The 22,053-nt window shown below is 65.6% G+C and carries 20 protein-coding genes; 10 read left to right on the plus strand and 10 right to left on the minus strand.

From position 1 onward, the window contains the following. The first annotated feature begins 35 nt into the window (after positions 1–35). On the plus strand, positions 36–1,421 hold the full coding sequence (gene dctA, locus N2603_RS09395) for a C4-dicarboxylate transporter DctA (protein ID WP_260388502.1): 1,386 nt from the start codon (positions 36–38) through the stop codon (positions 1,419–1,421). Between the two features lie 17 nt (positions 1,422–1,438). On the opposite strand, the gene N2603_RS09400 is transcribed toward dctA, so the two are convergent. Next, positions 1,439–3,379, minus strand: coding sequence for an AsmA family protein (locus N2603_RS09400; protein WP_260424171.1), 1,941 nt, complete (start codon positions 3,377–3,379; stop codon positions 1,439–1,441). 338 nt (positions 3,380–3,717) lie between these two features. On the opposite strand from N2603_RS09400, the gene N2603_RS09405 reads away from it, so the two are divergent. The 3 genes from N2603_RS09405 to N2603_RS09415 are packed head-to-tail and all read left to right on the plus strand — an operon-like array spanning position 3,718 to position 5,750. Continuing rightward, on the plus strand, positions 3,718–4,425 hold the full coding sequence (locus N2603_RS09405; RefSeq protein ID WP_011089830.1) for a CoA transferase subunit A: 708 nt from the start codon (positions 3,718–3,720) through the stop codon (positions 4,423–4,425). Between the two features lie 18 nt (positions 4,426–4,443). Next, positions 4,444–5,094: a CoA transferase subunit B gene (locus tag N2603_RS09410; protein WP_018641532.1), complete on the plus strand. Its 651-nt coding sequence runs from the start codon at positions 4,444–4,446 to the stop codon at positions 5,092–5,094. A gap of 20 nt (positions 5,095–5,114) precedes the next feature. Next, positions 5,115–5,750 (plus strand): GNAT family N-acetyltransferase, encoded by a 636-nt coding sequence (locus N2603_RS09415; protein ID WP_260388503.1) that lies wholly within the window; start codon positions 5,115–5,117, stop codon positions 5,748–5,750. A gap of 78 nt (positions 5,751–5,828) precedes the next feature. On the opposite strand, the gene N2603_RS09420 is transcribed toward N2603_RS09415, so the two are convergent. From N2603_RS09420 to N2603_RS09430, 3 genes are all read right to left on the minus strand, one after another. Beyond that, positions 5,829–6,704: a formylglycine-generating enzyme family protein gene (locus tag N2603_RS09420; protein ID WP_260388504.1), complete on the minus strand. Its 876-nt coding sequence runs from the start codon at positions 6,702–6,704 to the stop codon at positions 5,829–5,831. 54 nt (positions 6,705–6,758) lie between these two features. Continuing rightward, entirely contained in the window at positions 6,759–7,853 is a 1,095-nt protein-coding gene (gene nirK / locus N2603_RS09425) for a copper-containing nitrite reductase (protein WP_260388505.1), read from the minus strand. Between the two features lie 222 nt (positions 7,854–8,075). Then, positions 8,076–8,282 (minus strand): hypothetical protein, encoded by a 207-nt coding sequence (locus N2603_RS09430; RefSeq protein WP_260388506.1) that lies wholly within the window; start codon positions 8,280–8,282, stop codon positions 8,076–8,078. 159 nt (positions 8,283–8,441) lie between these two features. Between N2603_RS09430 and hemN the strand changes: the two genes are divergently transcribed. Both hemN and N2603_RS09440 read left to right on the plus strand, forming a co-directional pair. Beyond that, on the plus strand, positions 8,442–9,794 hold the full coding sequence (gene hemN / locus N2603_RS09435) for an oxygen-independent coproporphyrinogen III oxidase (RefSeq protein WP_260388507.1): 1,353 nt from the start codon (positions 8,442–8,444) through the stop codon (positions 9,792–9,794). A 183-nt stretch (positions 9,795–9,977) separates the two neighbouring features. Further along, entirely contained in the window at positions 9,978–10,175 is a 198-nt protein-coding gene (locus N2603_RS09440) for a DUF1858 domain-containing protein (RefSeq protein WP_011089822.1), read from the plus strand. 264 nt (positions 10,176–10,439) lie between these two features. Here the strand turns inward: N2603_RS09440 and N2603_RS09445 are convergent, their stop codons facing one another. After that, on the minus strand, positions 10,440–11,150 hold the full coding sequence (locus tag N2603_RS09445; RefSeq protein WP_018641527.1) for a Crp/Fnr family transcriptional regulator: 711 nt from the start codon (positions 11,148–11,150) through the stop codon (positions 10,440–10,442). A gap of 129 nt (positions 11,151–11,279) precedes the next feature. Here N2603_RS09445 and N2603_RS09450 point away from each other — a divergent pair, with 129 nt between their 5' ends. After that, positions 11,280–12,491 (plus strand): NnrS family protein, encoded by a 1,212-nt coding sequence (locus N2603_RS09450; protein WP_260388508.1) that lies wholly within the window; start codon positions 11,280–11,282, stop codon positions 12,489–12,491. Positions 12,492–12,493: 2 nt separating this feature from the next. On the opposite strand, the gene N2603_RS09455 is transcribed toward N2603_RS09450, so the two are convergent. Then, a complete protein-coding gene (locus tag N2603_RS09455; protein ID WP_260388509.1) occupies positions 12,494–13,531 on the minus strand; it encodes an AraC family transcriptional regulator in 1,038 nt (345 codons plus the stop codon). A 200-nt stretch (positions 13,532–13,731) separates the two neighbouring features. On the opposite strand from N2603_RS09455, the gene N2603_RS09460 reads away from it, so the two are divergent. Continuing rightward, complete coding sequence (locus tag N2603_RS09460) at positions 13,732–14,352, plus strand: response regulator transcription factor (protein WP_260388510.1); 621 nt, start codon at positions 13,732–13,734, stop codon at positions 14,350–14,352. A 171-nt stretch (positions 14,353–14,523) separates the two neighbouring features. Continuing rightward, positions 14,524–16,200, plus strand: a complete 1,677-nt coding sequence (locus N2603_RS09465) for a mucoidy inhibitor MuiA family protein (protein ID WP_260388511.1) — start codon at positions 14,524–14,526, stop codon at positions 16,198–16,200. Positions 16,201–16,343: 143 nt separating this feature from the next. Here the strand turns inward: N2603_RS09465 and N2603_RS09470 are convergent, their stop codons facing one another. Genes N2603_RS09470 through N2603_RS09485 form a run of 4 tightly spaced genes read right to left on the minus strand, consistent with a single transcriptional unit; the run spans position 16,344 to position 19,386 of the window. After that, positions 16,344–17,138 carry a heme ABC transporter ATP-binding protein gene (locus tag N2603_RS09470; RefSeq protein ID WP_260388512.1) on the minus strand — a complete coding sequence of 265 codons (795 nt, stop codon included), beginning with the start codon at positions 17,136–17,138 and terminating at the stop codon, positions 16,344–16,346. Further along, a complete protein-coding gene (locus tag N2603_RS09475) occupies positions 17,135–18,226 on the minus strand; it encodes a FecCD family ABC transporter permease (RefSeq protein ID WP_260388513.1) in 1,092 nt (363 codons plus the stop codon). The genes N2603_RS09470 and N2603_RS09475 overlap by 4 nt, the downstream gene beginning before the upstream one ends. Continuing rightward, on the minus strand, positions 18,223–19,173 hold the full coding sequence (locus N2603_RS09480) for a heme/hemin ABC transporter substrate-binding protein (RefSeq protein WP_260388514.1): 951 nt from the start codon (positions 19,171–19,173) through the stop codon (positions 18,223–18,225). Before N2603_RS09480 ends, N2603_RS09475 begins: the two co-directional genes overlap by 4 nt. A gap of 6 nt (positions 19,174–19,179) precedes the next feature. After that, the gene (locus N2603_RS09485) at positions 19,180–19,386 is read right to left on the minus strand and encodes a hemin uptake protein HemP (protein WP_026311768.1); all 207 of its coding nucleotides are present in this window, start codon (positions 19,384–19,386) and stop codon (positions 19,180–19,182) included. A 273-nt stretch (positions 19,387–19,659) separates the two neighbouring features. Here N2603_RS09485 and N2603_RS09490 point away from each other — a divergent pair, with 273 nt between their 5' ends. Then, positions 19,660–22,002 (plus strand): TonB-dependent hemoglobin/transferrin/lactoferrin family receptor, encoded by a 2,343-nt coding sequence (locus tag N2603_RS09490; protein ID WP_260388515.1) that lies wholly within the window; start codon positions 19,660–19,662, stop codon positions 22,000–22,002. Positions 22,003–22,053 lie beyond the last annotated feature (51 nt).

Here is a 22,053-nt window from a genome sequence, read left to right on the forward strand (position 1 = left end):
CCGTCACAAAAATCAGAGCCATGGGAGAGATGAGAATGCACAAGGAAACGCTGGTCGCTCACGCGAGCACCGAGGCTGGGAAACCCTTCTACCGGATTCTTTATGTTCAGGTGCTGATCGGCCTCGCGCTGGGTGTCCTCACCGGCCATTTCTGGCCCGAATTCGGCGCTGCGCTGAAGCCCTTTGGCGACGGCTTCATCAAGCTGGTCAAGATGATGATCGCGCCGATCGTGTTCTGCACCATCGTGAGCGGCATCAACAGCATCAGCGATTCCCGCGAGGTCGGCCGCACGCTGGTGAAGTCCATGGCGCTGTTCTACCTGCTGACGGTGCTCGCGTTGCTGGCCGGGCTCATCGCCGTGTCACTGATCCAGCCGGGCGCTGGCATGCACGTGTCCGTCAATACGCTGGATCCGTCGGTGGCCGCGAAATTCAGCAAGCAGGCAGGGGCGACCGGATTTGCGGACTTCATGCTGCACATCATCCCGCATTCGTTCTTTGGGGCCTTCGCCGACGGTGAAGTGCTGCCGGTGTTGCTGGTCTCGATCCTGATCGCTTTCGGCCTGAGCCGAGCCGGCGATTGTGGTGTCGCGGTGACAAACGCAGTCGCCTCATTCTCTCATGTGCTGTTCGTATCCTTCGGCTTCATCATGAAGCTCGCTCCACTGGGCGCGTTTGGCGCCATGGCCTTCACGGCGGGCCGCTACGGCATCCGTTCGATCGGCTCGCTCGGACTGCTGATCCTGACCTTCTATATCGCCTGCTCCGTCTTCGTGGTGGTCGTGCTTGGTTTGCTGGCGCGGCTGAACGGTTTCAGCCTGGGGAAGACGATCCGCTACTTCAAGGAAGAGCTGCTGATCGTGCTCGGCACGTCCTCGTCCGAGCCGGCGCTGCCTTCCGCACTGCGCAAGCTGGAGCAGCTCGGATGCCGCAAAGGCGTGTCAGGGCTCGTTTTGCCGATGGGCTACTCCTTCAACCTCGACGGCAGCGCCATTTACCTCACACTGGCGTCCATCTTCATCGCGCAGGCCTGCGACATTCAACTGTCGTGGGGGCAGATCGCGGCGATGCTTGGACTGATGCTGCTGACGTCCAAAGGGGCGGCAGGTGTCACTGGCAGCGGCTTCGTCGCACTCGTCGCGACCCTCTCCGTCATGCCGGATCTGCCCGTGACCGGCGTGGCGCTGCTCGTCGGCATCGACCGCTTCATGTCGGAGGCGCGGGCGCTGACCAGCATGATCAGCAACTGTGTCGCAGCCATCACCATCTCGCTGTGGGAGGATGCCTGTGACCGCGAAGTATTGGCCCGTGAACTGGGGCAGGGCGCCACTCTTGAGGCCGCGGCCGGGACGACGATCGGCGGAGCGCCAGTGGTGCAGGAGAACGCGAGCTGGGTTTCGACGACGCAATCGGCCGCTTGAACCCGAAGAGAGCGGCGTCAGTTCGACTTGGCGTTTTCCTTAGCGTTTTCTTTGGCGTTCTCCGCCGTCGGCGATTCCGCCGGTGCGGGACGCTTGCCTGCGCCGGTGATGCGCTCGATCGCGGAGCGCACGGCATCGCTCCCCTTGCGGTCCTTCAGCATGTCGAGCAGGGGCGCGGAAGCCGGCGAGCGGCGGATCAGGCTTTCCGGATCGGGGAAGATCAGGGGATCATCCCAGGGCCCCTGCACCACGAAGGGCAATTCGAAGCCCGATGAACTGTTGAGGCTCGCCACGCCCTTCATGTCGTATTCGCGCGTCGGCACCGATGCGGTGCCGGTGAGCGTGATCTTCGCTGCCGGCCCCTCGACGCGGATGTCTTCGGCGGTGGCGATGCCGTCGGAGAATTTCACCGCGATGGTGAGGTTGTCGTAAGGGGTCGAGCCGCTGCGGAAATTGCCGCCCCCGGACAGCGGCCGCCGCTCCAGCCGCTTCAGGAGCTGCTCGGCGTTGAAGCCGGAGATCGCGCCGTCATGGCCGGTGACCGTGGCGCTGCCGTCGAGCGACTGAACGAGGCCGAACGGGCTCGAGCCGGAGGCAAGGAGGGAGACGTTGATGTTGCCGCGGCCGGACAGCTTGTTGAGGCCGAACAGCTCGGTGGCGCAGGCCTGCAGATCGACGTCGGTGAACTGGAATTGCGCCTTGATGTCGGCGACGCTGTCGGTGCGGGCGATGCCGAACGAACCCTTGGCGATGCCGCCATAGACCTGGGCCTCGCCGACCGAGAGCGCCAGCGTGCCGTTGCGCAAATTGGCGCCGATCGCGGTGCGGCCGAGTTTCGTCGGTCCGACGGTCAGCCGCGCTGCCGACAGGCGCATGTCGAGGTCGGTGGTCGACAGCCCGTTGAGATCGAACAGCTGCCTGTTCCAGTCGCGGGCGCCGCTCGCGAGCAGGCGGAAGGTCGAGATATAAGGTGTGAAGTCGAGCGCGTCGGCGGCGAGCGTCGCCTGCAGCGTCTGCCTTCCGTTATTGGCGTAGGTCATGACGCCCTCGGCGGTGTTGCCGTCGAGCTCGACATTGACATTGGTGAGCGCGATCGAGGCGCCCACCACGTTGGCGCGCGCTTTCAGCGCGAAGCGGCCGAAGCCGCCGCTGGCCGGCTGCGGCTGTCCGGTCCAGCGCAGCGCGTTGCGCAGGGACGGGCTGTCGATGGTGAGCGTGCCCTCCATCATCGGGCTGGTGCGGTTGGCGACGCTGCCGTCGAAGGCGAGCTTGAGCGGCGCGCTGGCGATCCGCGCCTTCAGGCCGGACCGGTCGCCCGAGAGGGCGGCGACGAAATCGGAGAAGCTGATCGAACCGTCGACCCGCTCGCCCCGCCAGTCGAACTGCCCGGTTGCGGCAAAGGAGCGCGAGATCGACGGCCAGGCCAGCGACAGGTCGATGTCCTCGAACTTCTCGGTGGCGCGGGTGGCGGCGTCCTCGTAATTGAGCAGGCCGTCCTGGATCCTGATCTCGGAGAACGACACCTGGTTGTCGGCCCCGGGCTTCATGGTGCGGGCAATGGTCTGGATGAAGGGCGTCCAGTTGCTCTCGCCGTCCGGCTTGAGGCTGACATGGATGCGCGGCCTGAGCAGCGTCAGGTCGGCGATCTCGAACCGTTGCAGCAGCAGCGGCAACAGCCGCAGATTGGCGGTGAGCACGTCGACATGGAGCGCGGGATCGCTGGTGCCGCCACCCTTCAGGCCGACGTCATGGAAGGAGATGTAGCTCGCCGGCAGCACCGAAATGTCGATGCTGCCTGCGACATTGAGCTCCAGGCCCGTGACGTCGCGGATCTGCGCCTCCACCGCCTTGCGCAGCGCGTCGCGGTTGATGAGCCATGAGGTCGCGACCAGGGCGATCAGCGCGATGCCGAGCAGCGCCGCGATCGGCGTCCCGAGGCGCTTCATTCCTTGGGCCATGGTCAATGGCATGTCCTGATCGGGTTGGTTGTTGGGTCCAGAAGGGCGAGCCGGGAAACCTGCGCGCCCCACGCCCAAGGTCTGTTAGGCTACAAGTTCGGTCAGGTTACAAGTCTTGTTAGGTCACAAGTCCCGTTAGGTTAAGTGCCGCAACTTGATGGGTTTTCTTGTCGCTTTCAAGGCCGCGGGCGGTTCTGCCCACGGGCTGGGCAGCTTCTACCACCGCCCCGCGGAGCGGAGAACCCCGTATCATTGACGGCTTTGGCGGATTTCGCCTAATAATCGCCGCCAACAAGGTGCGGCGGCTGCAAGCCGAAGGTTCAGTCGAGGTTTTTTGCATGAACAAGGTCTATCCCGACGCCAAGTCGGCGCTCGACGGCATTCTGAAAGACAACATGATGATCATGTCGGGGGGCTTCGGCCTCTGCGGCATTGCCGAGGAGCTGTCGGACGCGATCCGCGAATCGGGCGTCAAGGGGCTGACGGTCGTCTCCAACAATGCCGGCGTCGACGGCATCGGGCTCAGCCGCCTCTTGGAAACCCGGCAGATCAAGAAGATGATCTCGTCCTATGTGGGCGAGAACAAGCTGTTCGCCCAGCAATTCCTCGCCGGCGAGCTGGAACTCGAATTCAACCCGCAGGGCACGCTGGCCGAGCGCATCCGCGCCGGCGGCGCCGGCATCCCGGCCTTCTACACCAAGACCGGCGTCGGCACGCTGATCGCCGAGGGCAAGGAAGTGAAGGAGTTCGACGGCGAGAAGTACCTGATGGAGCGCGGCCTGTTCGCCGACCTCGCCATCGTGCACGCCTGGAAGGGCGACACCGCCGGCAACCTCATCTACCGCAAGACCGCGCGCAACTTTAACCCGATGATGGCGACCGCCGCCAAGATCACGGTGGCGGAGGTCGAGCATCTGGTTCCGGCCGGTGAACTCAATCCCGACCACATCCATACGCCCGGCATCTTCGTGAAGCGCATCGTCGAGGTCGGCACGGCCAAGAAGCGCATCGAATTCCGCAACACCCGCCCGCGTACCGCCGCTTAAGCGTAACAGGAGACTCACATGGCCTGGACCCGTGAACAGATGGCTGCGCGCGCCGCGAAGGAATTGCGCGACGGCTACTACGTCAATCTCGGCATCGGCATCCCGACGCTGGTCTCGAACTACATCCCCGACGGCATGGACGTCTCCTTGCAGAGCGAGAACGGCATGCTCGGCATGGGCCCGTTCCCCTATGAAGACGAGGTGGACGCGGACCTGATCAACGCCGGCAAGCAAACCGTCAGCGAGCTGCCCTCGACCTCGTATTTCTCGAGCGCGGATTCCTTCGGCATGATCCGCGGCGGCCACATGGACCTCTCGATCCTCGGCGCCATGCAGGTGGCTCAGAACGGCGATCTCGCCAACTGGATGATCCCCGGCAAGATGGTCAAGGGCATGGGCGGCGCGATGGATCTCGTCGCCGGCGTCAAGCGCGTCGTCGTGGTGATGGAGCATTCGGCCAAGGACGGCCCGAAGCTGCTGAAGCAGTGCAACCTGCCGCTGACCGGCGAGCGCGTGGTCGACATGGTCGTCACCGATCTCGCGGTCTTCACCATCGACAAGCACGGCGACGGCGGCATGGCCCTGATCGAGCTCGCCGACGGCGTCTCGCTCGACGAGGTCAAGGCCAAGACCGAAGCCGAATTCCGCGTCGCGCTGAAGAACACGTAAGGGTTCGCGATGGGGCGCGCATGACGATACGGTCTGCGCGTCCCGAAGACGCCGAATTCATCGCCAAGACTATCCTGCGGTCGATGCGCGGCTACCGGCCGCGCGGTTGGTTTGACGTTGCGCTCGGCTGGCCCGAAGCCCAGTGCCTGGATTTCATCGCGCGCGTCGCAACAGCGCGTGCGGTGTCGATGTGGCACGTCTCGCAGTTCTGGATCGCGGAGGTCGAGGGTGAGCCGGGCGCGGCGCTCTGTGCCGTGCCTGCGGCCGGCACCGGTCCCGCGGCCTGGCGCGCGATCGAGGAGGTCGCAGCCGAAACCGGGCTCGCTGCGTCAGAGGTGGACGCCATCCGCCGACGCGGCACCTACACCCGCGGCTGTTGGGTTCAGGGCGGCGAGGGCGACTGGATGATCGAGCATGTCGCGACCGATCCAGCCTATGGCGGCCGTGGTCTCGTGCAGGCACTGCTCGCGCATGCGCTGGAGAAGGGGCGGCCGGCCGGATTCAAGCGGGCGACGATATCATTCCTGATCGGCAACGAGCCCGCCGAGCGCGCCTACGCCAAGGCCGGGTTTGCCTTCGCGGAAGAGAAGCGCGATCCGGCGTTCGAAGCGATCATCGGCGCGCCCGGCTTTCGCATGTTTGCGCGGACGATGTGATATGCAGTAGCCCGCATGAGCGAAGCGACATACGGGTCTACTTTCCCGGGTGTCGCTTCGCTCACCCGGGCTACGCAATCACGACCTCGCCCACGCCTTGCCCCACCGCGCCGACACGTTGGCCATCCACGTCCGCTCCTCCCGCACCAGGCGGAAGCCGAGATTGGCGGGCGGCACGCCCTGGGCGCAGCCGCCGGCGCGGGCGTCGCGGATGAAGTCGGTGACATAGGCGCGGTGCGCGCCTTCGGCGACGCGCACGCCGCAGTTCACGGTCGCCCGGCCGGCATTGCCGGCCTCGTCGACGCGCGAGCGCACGAAGCAGGTCGAGGTCCATTCCCAGACGTTGCCGGCGAGATCTTCGATGCCGTGCTCGTTCACGCCGAACTTGCCGAACGGATAGGCCGCGGTGTCGAAGGGATCGCGCTCGGATTCGCGCTCATAGCGGCTGATCCAGCGCTTCGAGGGATTGTCCCGGTCCACCGGCGCGCCATCGTCCTTGAATCTGGAGCCCGCCGCAAACGCCCATTCCGCATCGCTCGGCAGGCGCCACGTCTGGCCGGTCTTGCGTGACAGCCAGCCGGCATAGGCCTCGGCATCGTGCCAGTTCACCTGCACAGCGGGACGATCGATGGCAACCGTTACCCCGCGATCGAGCGCGCGGCAGGCGCCATCCTGCACGCAAAGCTGATAGTCGGACGACGAGACCTGATTGCGCATGATGTGCAGCGGCCTCGTGAACCGCATCGCGCGCAGCGGTGCTTCCGCCTGCTGCCCGCCACGCGTGAAATCGCCGGCTTCGCGATAGGAGACGTTGCTAGGCGCGATCCTGACGATCGCGGGCTCCGCGGCCGTGCCGTGGACCGCCATGTCCGAGACCAGGGGCGCCATCGCGATCGGCCCTGCAAGCCCGGCGGCGCAGGCGAGCAGCAGTTTCAGCTTGAATGCGATCAGCATGGTCGTCCCCCGAAAGGAAGAAGGGGCCGGTGGATCACCGGCCCCTTGTCGCGTCTAGTTGGTGTTGGCCGGGATGTCCGCAGGCGCCTTCACCTGCATCATCAGATCGTCGTTCCACTTGCCTTCGACCTTGAAGTGCGCGGTGGCACCGAGATCGGCGGCCTCGATCAGATTATGCGTGACATAGGCGTAGATGCCGGGCTGCTGGAATTTGTACAGCGCAGCTCCCGCCGACCCGCCGCGGATGAACCAGGTCTCGAGCCCGACCTCGGGCGCATTGCCGAACTTGCCGGTCTCCCAGACATAGTCGCCATGACCGCCGATCAAATGCGGACGGCTGTCGCGATTGGCCTGCGAGTGCACGATCAGCACGTTCTCGCCGACATTGGCCGTCAGCGCGTTCTTGCCGGTGAGTGCGCCGACCTTGCCGTTGAACACGACATGGGAGGGCGTGAGCTTCTTCATCACCTCTTCGGTCTCGGTGAAGGCCTCGCCCGGCGAGTCGTAGGACTTGAAATTGCCCTTCTCGTCGCGCGGCACGTACATGTCCTGCTCGCCGATATAGTAGACCTTGTCGTACTTCAGCGCGTGGCCCTTGCCGTCGTTCAGTCCCTCGCGCGGCAGCACCATCACGGCGCCGTTCATGCCGGAGACGACGTGCCAGGGGATCATCGGGCCGCCCGGCGCGCAGTGATAGACGAATACGCCGGTCTTGGTCGCCTTCCAGCGCAGCACCACCTGCTCGCCGGGATTGATCAGCGTGAGCGCGCCGCCGCCGAGCGCGCCGGTCGCGGAATGGAAGTCGATGTTGTGCGGCATGGTGTTGGTCGCGGGATTGACCAGCGTCGTCTCGACGTAATCGCCCTCATGCACCACCATCAGCGGGCCCGGCATCGAGCCATTGAAGGTCATGGCCTGGAAGGTCGTGCCCTTCTCGTCGATGACGACCTTCTTCTCCTCGATCGTCAGCTTGAACTCGATGATCTTGGGACCCTGCTTGGTCGCCTGCTCGTGCGCATGCACGAAGGGCGGAGCGACCAGCTCGACCTTCTGACGCGGCAGTTTGAGATCATCGGCAGCCAGGGCGGGTGTCGCCAGCATCAGGGCGGTCGCGGCGGCGCTGATCAATGCGGCTCTGCGGGTGAACATCGGAAGCATCCTTCATCTGAAATGGTCTTGATGACGGATGCAGTGTGCGCCTGTTGCGGCAAGAGTGTTTGCGCTGCGACAAGCTTCTGCCGGATTCGCCTCCGGTAAATTCCTTACGAGGTGCGCCGAAGTCGCATCGACGTCGCGCATCGTCAGCCGCGCAAGCGGCAAATCGTTCGCATGTTCAGCTGCATTCGGTCGTGAACGTATGGATGTGGTCGATCAAAGCAGGTGTATCGCCATCCAGACCGTGCCCCAGACTGCGAGCGACAACGCGGCAAAGACGGTGGCCATGATTGCCAGAACGCGCGCGAGATAATTTGCACCGCTTGCGGGCGCGGCAGGGACAGGACGGAAATCGTCGAAGCGCGGGATGTGGCCGCGGATGCCGGCGAGCCAAACAACGAGATCGAGCGCGAACGACGCCATGGCCTATCTCCAGGAAGCAACGCTTAAACGTCATCATCGGCCAAGTCAGGCGCTCAGACTTTGAGCGAGCGCAAGGTCGCTCGCTCGAAAACGGGTAATCCAATGCCAACCGGGATTTGCCGCGCCACGCCGCGGCATCGATTCACGAATGGGTAAGACATGAGACTAGATCTCGCAGCGAGCTACGGCGAAGAGAGGTTGCCGCGCTACACGAGCTATCCGACCGCGCCGCACTTCTCGGCGGCAATCGGCGCCGAGACCTACGCCCGGTGGCTGTCCGAGCTCCCTGCCGGTGCCAGCGCCTCGCTCTATCTGCACGTGCCGTTCTGTCGCGAAATGTGCTGGTATTGCGGCTGCCATACCCAGATCGTGCGGCGTGACGGGCTGATCGCGGCCTATCAGCGCACGCTGCGCAGCGAGATCTCCCAGGTCGCCGAAACCATCGGCCGCCGCATCAAGGTCGAGCATATCCATTTCGGCGGCGGCACGCCGACGATCATGGCGCCGGAGGCCTTTGCCGAGTTGATGGCGGCGATGCGGCATTCGTTCTTCGTGCTGCCGACGGCCGAGATCGCGGTCGAGATCGGCCCGAGGACGCTGACCGCCGACATGGTCGAGGCCATGCGGCTGTCCGGCGTCAACCGCGCCAGCCTGGGGGTGCAGAGCTTCGATTCCGTTGTGCAGCGCGCGATCAACCGCGTGCAGAGCTTTGAGCAGACGGCGTTCGTCGTCGAGATGCTTCGGGGTGCGGGCATCGCAGGGATCAATTTTGATCTGATCTATGGACTGCCGCATCAGACCGTCGCCTCCTGTCTCGACACCGTGCGGCGCGCGCTCGAGCTCGCACCCGACCGTTTTTCAGTGTTCGGCTATGCGCACGTGCCCGCTTTCAAGAAGCACCAGCGGATGATCAACGAGGCGGTCCTGCCCGACGGTCTTGCGCGTCACGACCAGGCCTGCGCGATCGCCAATGCGCTGAAGGAGGCCGGCTATGTGCAGATCGGGCTCGATCATTTCGCCCGACCCGACGATGCCATGGCCGTGGCCTTCGAGGAGCGCACGCTGCGGCGCAATTTCCAGGGCTATACCACCGATAAGGGCGAAGTCCTGCTCGGCTTCGGCGCCAGTGCCATCGGGCATCTGCCGCAGGGTTACGTGCAGAACGAGGTGCAGATCGGCGCCTACGCCCAAAACATCACCGGCGGCCGCCTCGCCACCGCCAAGGGCTACGGGCTCACCGACGACGACCGGCTGCGTGCCGACATCATCGAGCGCATCATGTGCGAGTTCAGCGCCGATCTCGGCGACATCTGCGCGCGCCATGGTGTCGAGGCCGGCCCGATGCTCAAATCGGCGTCGCGTCTGAAGCCGCTGATCTCGGACGGCGTCGTCAGGCTGGACGGCGACCGGCTCGCAGTCGCAAGCGACTCGCGCTTCCTGGTCCGCAGCGTCGCCGCCGCGTTCGACGCGCATCTGGATCCGGGAAAGCAGCTGCACAGCAGGGCGGTGTAGACTCTCTCCGTCATTCCGAGGCGTGCGAAGCACGAGCCCGGAATCCATTCATCCACGATATCCGCTGCATGATGGATTCCGGGCTCGCGCCTAACGGCGCGCCCCGGAATGACAACCCAGCTTGCGCTCCAACAAAGAAACCGGCCCCCGCTCCGCTATCGTCGTTTCCGAACGGAGTTGTCCATGCCTTTTGGATCCGACGATCTGGTCGATGACATCATGCGCACGGCGCCGCACACGATCCGCGTGTTTCTTGCTTTCAGGCTGGCCTGCGTCGGCTGCCCGATCGCAACCTTCCACACGGTGGAAGACGCCTGCCGTGAGCACGGCATCGACCGCGACAAATTCCTCGCTGCACTCTGCGACTGCGTGCCGGCGTGAGACGATCCGGAGTTCGCGCGGGCGCGCGCGGATTCCCGGGTGAGGGTCAAGCTTCTGCCGCGAGCGGAAGCGCCCTCACCCCTATCTTTCGCGTTCACCTCTCCCCGCTTGCGGGGAGAGGTCGGATTGCATCGCCAGATGCAATCCGGGTGAGGGGGGACAGTTCTCACCGCGATCGCGCGTGTGGAGAGAGCCCCTCACCCCAACCCTCTCAGCGCGAGCGGAGCTCGTCGCGGCCCCGTAAGAACGGGAGAGGGAGAAGAACTACGCCGCGCCGCTGTCGGGAGTCCGCTCCGCCAGCACGACGATCTTGTGCGGCTCGCGCAGGATGATGCGCTGACGGCCGCTCTCGACGAGACCCTGGCTCTCCCAGCCGCTCAGGATGCGGCTCACGGTGTGCAGGGTGGTGCCGGTCATCTGCGCGATGTCCTGGCGGCTGATCGGGAAGTCGATCTCGATGCCCTGGTCGAGCTTCTTGCCGGACTGCTTGGCGAGGCGTAGCAGCGCATGGGCAATGCGCTGCTCGACCTGCTGGGTCGACATTTCCAGGATGCGGGTGTGGCTCTCCTGCAGCCGCGCGCCGACGGTCTGGAGCGTGTTGGCGGCGAGCGAGGGAAACCGCTCGATCAGCCGCGGCCAGGCCGAGGTCGGCCAGATCAGCACCACGCTGTCGTCGACGGCCATCGCGGTGGCTGGGTAGCGCGTGGCTCCGATCGCCATCGCGAGCCCGAAGGTCTCGCCGGGCGCCACATAGCGCACCACGATCTGCTCGCCGGTCGGCGTGGTCTTGGCCGCGCGGACATGGCCGTGCAGCAGCAGGAAGAACGACTGCGCGTCTGCGCCCTGCTCGAAGATGGCGGTGTTCTTCGGGTAGCGCACTGAGCGGGCCTCGCGCAGGATCTCGTCCAGAGCGTCCGGCGCGACCCCGGCAAACAGCGGCAAATGCGCAACCAGCGATGTGTCGACCTTGGCCATTCTGCCTCCTTGGCGCTCCGGAGTGTGATGGCACCTGCAATCGTCCTGCAATTTGCGATAGCGCAAAACCGGCCGCCCCGGACGGCAGTATTTTTCCAAACGACGATCTGAATTGACAGGAGTTGCCCCATGGCTGGCGCCCGATCCCGCAATTTTGCGGGCTGGCCGCTGTTTGCGAACAGTTTTCGGCCTTTTTTCCTGCTCGCTGCCATCCAGGCCGGGCTGTCGATTCTGGCCTGGCTGCCGATGTTCTACGGTGAATTGTCGGTGACCTCAGCCTTCGCGCCGCGCGACTGGCACGTCCACGAGATGCTCTATGGCTTCCTGCCGGCTGTCATCACCGGGTTCCTGTTCACGGCGATCCCGAACTGGACCGGGCGGCTGCCGATCCAGGGGACCTCGCTCGGCGCGCTGCTGGTGGTCTGGCTGGCCGGACGCCTTGCCGTGACCTTGTCGGCCGATATCGGATGGGCCTTCGCGCTGGTCGTCGATGCTGCTTTCCTGGCGCTGGTCGTTGCGGCTGCGACGCGTGAGATCATCGCGGGCGGCAATTGGCGCAACCTGCCGGTGGTGGTGCTGGTGCTCATGCTGCTCGCCGGCAATGTCGGCTTTCATCTCGAAGCGCATTTCGAAGGCGCGGCCGATGTCAGCATCCGCGTCGGCGTCAGTGTGGTGATGCTGCTGATCGCGCTGATCGGCGGCCGCATCATTCCGAGCTTCACCCGCAACTGGCTGGTCAAGTTCAATCCCGGACGCCTGCCGGTACCGTTCGGACGTTTTGACGGCGCGGTGATCGGAGCGAGCGCGCTGGCACTGATCGCGTGGATCGTGGCGCCGCTGAACACGTTCACCGGCGTTCTGATGGCCGTGGTCGGCGTGCTGCATCTGGTTCGGCTCGCACGCTGGGCCGGCGACCGCACCACGCGCGAGCGGCTGCTGCTGATCCTCCATGTCGGTTACGTCTTCGTGCCGCTCGGCTTCATCCTGAATGCCCTGGCCGCCTTCGGCGAACTGCCGCCGAGCGCGGGCATTCATGCCTGGATGGCCGGCGCGGCAGGGACCATGACGCTCGCGGTGATGACGCGTGCAAGCCTCGGTCACACCGGGCAGGCGCTGACGGCTTCACCGGCGACGCAAGCCATCTATGTCGCGATCGTCGTCGCGGCGCTGGCGCGGGTCTGCGCAGTGGTCGTGCCTGCGCATGGTGATGTGCTGCTGCATGTCGCGGCCTTCGGCTGGGTCGCTGCGTTCCTCGGCTTTGCGATCGCGTTCGGCCCATTGCTCGCCGGCAGCCCCCGGCGCGCCCTTGCCATCATGGGCGTGCCCGCTCCGGCACGCTGAACCTAAGCCGCGGTCGCCGAGGGGATATCGTCCGGTTTTCCCAGCGGCCGCACGCCCTTGCGCCATGCGGTGATGGTGCAGCCGAAGCGGCCGCGGAACCAGCGGGCCATCGCGCTTTGCGCGGAGAAGCCGAGCTGCGCGGCGATATCGGCCAGCGGCCGGTCGGGATCGTCGATCAGCTGGATCACGAGATCGGCGCGCTGCGCGTCGAGGATGGCCGAGAAGCTGGTGCCTGACGCGGCTAGGTGGCGGTGGATGGTGCGACGGGTGCAGGCCAGATGCTCGGCCACGCGCTCGACGGTGCACTCGCCACTGGCGAGCAGGGTCCGCACCACCTCGTCGACCTTTCCCTCCCAGCTTGCCGGCCGGGTCTCGATCGCCTCGATCCGCTTGCGCAGGTAATTCGCGATGAGGGGATGCGCGCTCGGGATGCGGCGCTCCATGTCGTGCGCCGACAGCAGGATCGCATCGTCATCGGCATTGAAGGTCACGCGGCAGCCGAAGAAGTCGCGATAGCGCTTGCGGTCGTGCGGCGGCGGATAGTGCAGGTGCACTGCCTGCGGCCGCCAATCGCTGCCGAACAGCGACTGGATGATGCGGTGGACGCTGCCGAGCGCCATGTCGATCGACTGCCGCGGCGCGCGCGGCTGCCGGCCGCGCAGGTGCAGCGTGACTTTCACCGTCTGCTTGTCGCTGGTGACGTCGAGCTTCATGCCGTCGTGATGGACATGGATGAAGCGCGAGAACGCCTTGATGGCTTCACCGACGGTCGCCTGTTCGCGCACGATCAGGCCGACCGCTCCGAAATTGGTGAGTCCGCCGCGCTCGGCGAGCCGCAAGCCGAAATCTTCAGCACCCGAGGCCTCTGCCGACAATTCGAGCAGGCGGCGCAGGCTGGTCACGGCAATCGGCGTATCGGGCTTGTCCAGCACGGCCAGCGGCAGCCGCACCTTGCGCATCATCTGCCTGGGGTCGAGCCCGACCGACCGGGCGACCTCCGCGTAATAGCTCAAGCTTGCGCTGCGAATGAGGTCGGTCATGCGAACCGTTCCTGCCAGCCATTCCCGCAGATGTCCCGAAATGTAAAGTTTCTGTCCCCATCCGTCAAATCCCGGAACAGGACGGAACATACATAAGGGAAACCGAAGCACGGGCGTGAATGCCGTGCGTATGACGGCGGGCGCGACGGGGCCCCCGGCCGTCTCGGACCATTTGACCAAGACATTGCTGGATCGGGACTATGCCGGGGAACATGCTTTCCAAGGGTGAGGTATTCGTCATTGAAACTGACGCCGCCTCCCGCGAACAACTTTCCATCGCGCTCCAACAGAGCGCCTATGACGTGATCTGCTTTGCCGACGGGGCGTCCCTGCTCTCGGAAGCCAAGGCGCGGATGCCGGCCTGCGTGCTGCTGGAGATGCCGCCGGATCGCTCTGCGCTCGACGTGCTGAAGCGGCTGCGCGAGGAGAACTGCATGGCGCCGGTCCTGGTGACCTCGGCGAACGGCAGCATCGCCATGGCGGTCGATGCGATCAAGAGCGGCGCGACCGACTTCATCGAAAAGCCGTTCCGCACCCACGACATCGTTGGCCGGATCGATGCCGCCATCGACGAGGTCGCGCAGCCCGGTTCGAGCCGGCAGCGCTGGTTGCCCGGCTGCGAGCCCCTGACCGGGCGCGAAGGCGACGTGCTCGAGCATCTTGCCGCCGGTCTCACCAACAAGGAGATCGCCCGGCGCATGCACCTGAGCGCCCGGACGGTCGAAGGCTACCGCGCCAGCATCCTGAAAAAGGCCGGCGCCAAGAACGTGACCGATCTGCTTCGCCGCATCTTCGGCCAGGGCTCGCCCGCCCAGGTCTGACGGCCGCCGTCGCGGGGCGATGACACGTTCCGCGGCCTTGGTGCTGCCGCAGCGGCGCCCCACGGAAACCCCAATCGAACCGGTTCCTTCGCTGCCGCGTCCAACCATGTTGGCGAGGCATTTTGATCGCGCGTCCGGCTGGCAGCGCGGCGATACGGCAGGAGGGACTTGATGCGCATCACCGCAAGATGTTTGGCAACGACGAGCCTTGTTCTGGTGACCATGGCAGTTGCGTCGCCGTCATGGGCCGCCGATCTCGACGCCAATTCGGCGATCGACACCGTCACGGTTTACCCTGATGGCGCCACCGTCACCCGCGTCATCACGGTCGATTTGCCGTCCGGTGACTCGACGCTGGTGGCCAAGGACTTCCCGCTCGGTCTCGATGCGTCCTCCATCCGCGTCGAGGGGGAGGGGGGCGTAAAGCTCACCATCGGCACGATCGACGCGCGGCCGCCGCGCGCGGCGCCGGTCAATCTGCCCGAGCTGGACAAGCGGATCGAGGCGCTGAACGACCAGCGCGCCGATCTGCAGGGCGCAATCGACTCGGCCAACGCACGGCGCAAGTTTGCGGAGCATTTTGCGGAAGCCGCCCCCGTCGGCATCGGCGAGAAGGGCGAGGCGCGGCCGATCGCCGAATGGCGTACGGCCTTTACCGCAGTCGGCGACGAAATTGCGAGCGCCGATACCACAATCCGTGACGCCACGCGCAAGATGCGCGAGATCGACCGGCAGATCGCCCAGCTCGATGTCGAGCGCAAGGCCAAGCCGCCGAGCAAGCTCGAGGTCCGCATGGACATCGCCGCGACAGCCGCGACCAAGGCGACGTTGCGGGTCACTTACAATGTGCGCAATGCGCGCTGGCTACCGCTCTATGACGCCCGGCTCGACACCGGCGCCAAGGACCGCAAGCCGCAGCTGGAGCTGGTCCGCCGCGCCGAGATCACGCAATCGACCGGCGAGGACTGGTCGAACGTGACGCTGGGCGTCTCCACGGTCCGCATCAGCCGCGGCGGCAGCGCGCCCGAACTGGGTTCGCTGATGGCGCAATATCCGCAAGTGCCGAAGCCGATGGCGCTCGGTACGGCCTCGGATCTGGCGCGGCCCGCCCCGGTCGCACGTCAGATGCAACCCCATCTTTCGGCAAAAGTCGCCGAGGCGGGTGAGCTGCGCGAGCGCGCCGACGAGCAGCAGGCCGTCGCCGAGATCGGCGACTTCCAGGCCACCTTCAAGATTCCCGGCCGCGTCAGCCTCGGCGCCGCCGAAGGGGCCAAGAGCCTGCGCATCGCGTCGATGAGCGTGCCCGCCGATCTCGCGGTGCGCGCCGCGCCGGTGATGGATCCGACCGCCTTCCTCGAAGCCAGCTTCAAGCAGACCGACGAGGCGACCCTGCTGCCGGGCAAGGTCGCGATCTATCGCGACGGCGTCTTCGTCGGCCGCGGCAAGATTTCTGCCTCGGCCAAGGACGACATCGTGCGGCTCGGTTTCGGCGCCGACGACAAGATCAAGATCGAACGCGCCGTGCTCAAGCGCAACGAAGGTTCGGCGGGCTTGCTCGTTACGACGTCGAAGACCGACGAGCGTTCATTCAAGACCACGATCCGCAACGGTCACGACTTCCCGATCAAGGTCGCGATCGAGGATCAGCTGCCGGTCAGCGAGAACGAGGACATCGTCGTCGAGATGCTGCCCTCGACCACCGCGCCGACCGCGAGCAACATCCGCGACAGGCGCGGCGTGCTGGAATGGTCGTTCGACGCCAAGCCGGGCGAAGTCAAGGACATCAACTTCGCCTGGCGCATCCGCTGGCCGAAGGACAAGAGCATGGTGATCGTGCCGGCGGGGTAGGACGCTAGCCGCGAAGGAAGTGCGCTCCCTCTCCCGCTTGCGGGAGAGGGCTGGGGTGAGGGCTCTCTCCTCTAGGGGATTGTCCCGTTGTGGAGACACCCTCTCCCCAACCCTCCCCCGCTTGCGGGGGAGGGAGCGCACCTTCACCGGGGTGCCGCTCGCATCGACTGCGGCAGCACATACGGCACGCCGTCGGCCTGATGGACGACGGCGTCGATCTCGAAAATGTCGCGAATCCTCGCGCGCGTGACGACCTCGGCGCGCGGGCCGTCGGCGGCGAGCCTGCCGCCGCTCAGCACGACCAGCCGGTCGGCGAAGCGGATCGCGAGATTGAGGTCGTGCAGGATCGCGATCACGGCGGTGCCGCTGGCAGCGCGGCGGCGCGAGGCTTCGACGAGGTCGATCTGGTGGCGCAGGTCGAGGCTCGAGGTCGGCTCGTCCAGCAGCAGAAGTCCCGGTCCATGCTCGGCCTCGCCGCAGGCGAGTTGCACCAGCACACGGGCGAAATGGGCGCGCTGCTGCTCGCCGCCCGACAGCGTCGGCAATTGCCGCTCGCGGAAATGCGAAAGGCCCACCTCGTCCAGGGCGACGTCGACGAGCGGGCCGGTGTCACGCGGGCTGCGCTCGCCCGCGCCCATCAGGACGATCTCCTCGACCGTGAAGGGGAAGGTGACGTTGATGTGCTGGGACAGCATCGCACGGCGCGCGGCAAGCTCGCGCGGCGTGTAGCTGCCTATGTCGCGCTGTTTCAGCCGCACCTCGCCCTCGCTCGGGCGGAGGTCGCCGGAGAGTAGCCGCAGCAGTGTCGACTTGCCGGCGCCGTTGGGGCCGATGATGGCGACCATCTCGCCGGCCGCAACCGTCAGGCCGACGCCGTCGAGCAACGTCGTGCGGCCGGCGCGCTTGACCAGGCCGCGTGCCTCGATCACCGCGCTCATAGCGCAGCGAGCCCGCGCTGCCGCAGCAGGATGCCGAGGAAGACCGGTGCGCCCACTGCCGCGGTCAGGATTCCGATCGGCATCTCCGCCGGTGCCACGATAGTGCGCGCCAGCGTGTCGGCGCCGACCATCAGGATCGCGCCAAGCAGTATCGAGGCGGGCAGCAGCAGCCGATGCGCAGGTCCGATGAGGAGGCGCAGCAGATGCGGCACCACGATGCCGACGAAACCGATCACGCCGCTGATCGACACGGCAACGCCGGTCATGGCGGAGACCATGACGATCGAGATCCGCTTGAGACGCTCGACGTCGACCCCGCCGTGAAAGGCATCCGCTTCGCCGAGCACCAGCAAATCGAGGTCGCGCGCGATGAAGGCGCAGGCTCCGAGCCCGATGACGAGAACCGGCGCGAGCACGGCCGCCTTGGTCCAGGTCGCGCCGCTCATCGAGCCGAGCATCCAGAACGTGATGTCGCGCAGCTGGCGGTCATCGGCGATGAACACCAGAAGTCCGATGCCCGCGTTGGCGATCGCGGTGATGGCGACGCCCGCAAGCAGGAAGATCGCGATCGAGGTCCGCCCCGAGCGGCTGGAGATGCCGTAGAGAATGGCGGTCGTCGCCAGCGATCCCGCGAAGGCGGCGAGCGGCAGCAGCTCGGTCTGCAGGAAGCGCAGCGCCTCGCCGAAGCGTGAATCCGTGAACACGATCGCGCTCGCGGCGGCGAGCGCGCCGCCGCTGGAGACACCGACCAGGGCGGGATCGGCGAGCGGATTGCGGAACAGCCCCTGCATGATCGCGCCGGCCGCCGCCAGCAGCCCGCCGACCATCGCGGTCGCGGCGATGCGGGGGATGCGGATCGACCACAGCACGAGCTGGTCACGCGCGGTCATGGCATCGGCGGTCGTGTTGCCTGCAAAGCCGAGTGCCGCAGGCAGCCTGGAGAGCGGAATGCCGGCGGCTCCGACCGTCAGGGCGACCATGGCGGTGGCGAACAGCACCGCAAGCAGAAGAGGGATCGCGAACGATGCGGACCGTCGTCCTGCACGTCGTCGCAGGCTCCGTGCCTCGGTCCCGACCGCCACGCTCATTGCCGGCAATTCGCCGCCGACAGGGCCGACGCGAATGCGTCGCCATCGGCCAGGGCCGGATAGAGCTTGACCGAGAGATCGCGCGCCGCCGCGGCCGTGCGTGGCCCGAAGCCGAGCAGATAGAGCCCATCCATCGTGATGAAGCTTTTGTTGGCGGCGACCGGCGTCAGCGCAAAGCCGGGATGCGCATAGACTGCATCGGCCTGCAGCGAATCCTTGCCGCGCTCGATCGACAGCACGAATTCAGGCTTTGCGGCCACGATCGCCTCGTCGCCGATCACCTTGTAGCCGTCGTAATCGTCGACCGCGTTGGCGGCGCCTGCGAGCTGGATGATCTCGTCCGCCGCGGTCTTGTGGCCGGCGACCATCGCCCGCCCGTTCTGGAGCGACATCACGAACATCACGCGCACCGGCTTCGCCACTTTGGCGCGCAGCGCGCGAAGCTGTTTGAGATCGGCACCGACCGCGGCGCTGAGACACTCGGCGCGCGCATCGACGCCCATGGCGTGGCCGACGAGCTTGATCTTCTCGATCAATCCTTCCTCGGAGAAGCTCTCGGGCACCAGCACCAGCGGCACCTTCGCCGTCTCCAGAATGTCCATGGTCTCGCGCGGGCCCGATCCCTGGATCGCGAGGATCAGCGTCGGATTGAGGCCGAGCACGCCCTCGGCCGAGATCTGGCGCATGTAGCCGACATTGGGTTTGTCGTGCAGCGCTGCCGCTGGATAGAGGCTCGTGGTGTCGACGCCGACCAGCCGGCTTTCCAGACCGAGCGCATAGAGGATCTCGGTGATGGCGCCGCCGATCGAGACCGTGCGCGCGAAGTCGGCGACAGTGACGTCGCGATTGCGCGCGTCATGCACCGTGATGCCTGCGGCGTGCACGCTGGACGCAAGCGCGAGGGTGCCAGTGAGCATGAAGTTTGCAAGGGTGCGACAAAATGTCATTGCAGGTTACTTCGTCAGGATCAGCTTGTTCTGCGAGGTCAGGCGAAGCCGATAGCTGTCCTCGCCATGTGCGATGATGATCTCGCGCTCATGCGCGAACAGCTCGCGGCTGTCGATCCGGCTTCCGCGCATGGTGAGAGTTCTCGTTGTCGCAGAAGGGCTTTGTGTCGGCCCTGCCGCATCGCCGCCATTGTCTCCTGATGTTGCCGACATATTGGGTGTGATGCGCTTTCGTAAATTCAGATGCTGCCTGCTTGTATAGGCGGCATCAGGCGCATTCCAACGGCGGCAATTTACAATTGATATAAACTGCAACCCGGCGTCATTGACCGTCAGAGTGTTGCCACGTAACCAAATACGGCGGCGGACGGATATCCGCGCCTCGAGAAATCAGCCAGCCAGTCGCCGCGCCGTGCGGCGCACGCCAGCCAGACGACAACAAAACTACGACAACAAAACTGAAGTGAAGTGCAGGCTGGGGCTGATATGGCTGACGGGGCTAGGTATTCGCGCGTCCTGATTTTGGGCGCGTCGGTGGTTTCAATTGCGGCAGTGCTGCCGGCAAGCGGCTTTGCGCAGACCGCATCGCCGCGGGCTGAAAACGTGTCCCCGAAGCAGGCCAAGCGCAAGCCGTCCAAGCCGCAAGCCGCACAGCAAGCAACGCCTGAAGTCCTGAACGCCCGTGCGCAGGCCGGTGGCGCTGCACCCGTTCAGACGCTCGACGCGATTACGGTTGCGGCAACGAAGGTCGAGGAGCGTGCGATCGACTCGCTCGCGCCGGTCAGCACCGTGACGCTCGAGAAGATCCAGGGGCTGCAGCCGAACCGGCTGTCGGATATCTTCTACGCCATTCCCGGCGTGTCGTTCCAGGAGCGCGGCGACGATCCGGCGACGGTCATCAATATCCGCGGCTTGCAGGAGTTCGGGCGCGTCGCGGTGGTCGTCGACGGCGCGCGGCAGAACTATCAGCGCACCGGTCACAACGCCAACGGCTCCTTCTTCCTCGATCCTGAATTGATCGGCGGCGTCGACGTGGTGCGGGGCCCGACCGCGAACATCTACGGCTCCGGTGCGATCGGCGGCCTGGTCTCGTTCCGCACCAAGGACATCGAGGACGTGCTGCGTCCCGGCGAGCGCTGGGGCGTCGATCTCTCGGGTTCCTACGGCTCCAACAACAATCGCGGCCTCGGCTCGGTCTTCGGCGGCGTGCGCGCCACGCCCGACGTCGATATCTTCGGCGGCGCGGTCTACCGTACGCAAGGCAATTACAAGGACGGCAACGGCACCGAGATCGGCAACACCGGCAACCAGGTCGAGGCCGGCCTGATGAAGCTCACGGTGCGTCCCGCCCTCGGTCACGAGGTCAAGTTCGGCGCGGTGTTCCAAGACTATCAATACGATATCGGCCAGTTCAACAGAGGGCCGGTCGCGACCGCAGCACAGCGCGCGCTGTATCAGGGCTCGTCGGTCTATGCGTCTGACGCCAAGAACTACACGGGAACGGTGACCTGGAACTACTCGCTGCCGAGCGACAATCTGTTCGACTCGCACGTGTCGATCTACGGCAATCGCGTCGACAACGACCAGACCAAGACCTATCACTATTCGACGTCGGGCGCGGCCCTGTGCGGCACCGGCAATTTCGGCAACAACATCTCCGGCTGTGTCGGCGACAAGCGTGGCTATGTCCTCAACACGTACGGCATCGACGCGAACAACACCACGCGCTTCAACGTCGGCGACTGGCGCAATGCACTCACCGTGGGCTTCGATGCCTTCCAGGATGATGTGATCACGACCGACAGCCGCGGCAACTCCAACATCACCACGCCGAGCGGCATCCGCACCGTGTCGGGCGGCTTCCTTCAGCTGAAGCAGAACTACAGCACCTGGTTCGAGGCAGTGAGCGCGATTCGCTACGACCGCTACGATCTGGAATCGGGCAAGACCAACGGCAGCGGCGACCGCTTCTCGCCGAAGATCACGCTCGGCGTCACGCCGGTGCCGGGCTTCCAGCCTTATGTGAGCTATGCCGAAGGCTATCGTGCCCCGTCGATCACCGAGACCGTGATCTCCGGCGCTCACGCGACCGGTGGCGGACCGGCTCTCTTCCCCTGTCCCGACGGCACCGTCGGCCTGTTCTGCTTCCTGCCCAACCCGAACCTCCGCCCCGAGGTCGGCAAGAACAAGGAAGTCGGCTTCAATCTGAAGTACGACAACATCTTCACCGCTTCCGACTCTTTCCGCGGCAAGATCAACCTGTTCCGCAACGACGTCAGCGACTACATCGACCTCGTCTCGTTCGGATTCGTGACGTTCCCGGGCGTCGGCTCGTTCGCGCAGTACTACCAGTATCAGAACATCGCGCAGGCCCGCATCCAGGGCTTCGAGGCGGAGACGATGTACGATGCCGGCAACTGGTTCGTCGGGGTCGCCGGCCACTACATCCAGGGCAAGAATGCAGTCACCAATGTCGGGCTCGCGACCATCACCCCGCGCAAGGTGGTCACGACCGGCGGTGTCCGCCTGCTCGATCGCACGCTGATCCTGTCGGCGCAGTGGGCCTCGTTCGGTCCCAACAACGACGTGCCCGCTGGCTATCTGCCGGCGACCGGGTACGAGCTGGTCAATCTGTACCTGACCTACAACGCGACCAAGGACATCGTGTTCTCGGCGTCGATCGACAATCTCCTGAACCAGTACTACCGGCCTTACGCCATTCCCGGCAGCTCGACCGACGGCACCTCACAGAACGACGTGCTGTGGACGAGCCCGGGACCGGGCAGGGTCTACAAGGCCGGCATGAAGATCCACTTCGGAGGTGCGTAAGCCGGAAGGCGCCGCAACACCATGAACTTCCGCCGGGCCGCGCTGATGCTC

The sequence above is a fragment of the Bradyrhizobium huanghuaihaiense genome (assembly GCF_025200885.1).
Taxonomy (GTDB): domain Bacteria; phylum Pseudomonadota; class Alphaproteobacteria; order Rhizobiales; family Xanthobacteraceae; genus Bradyrhizobium; species Bradyrhizobium huanghuaihaiense.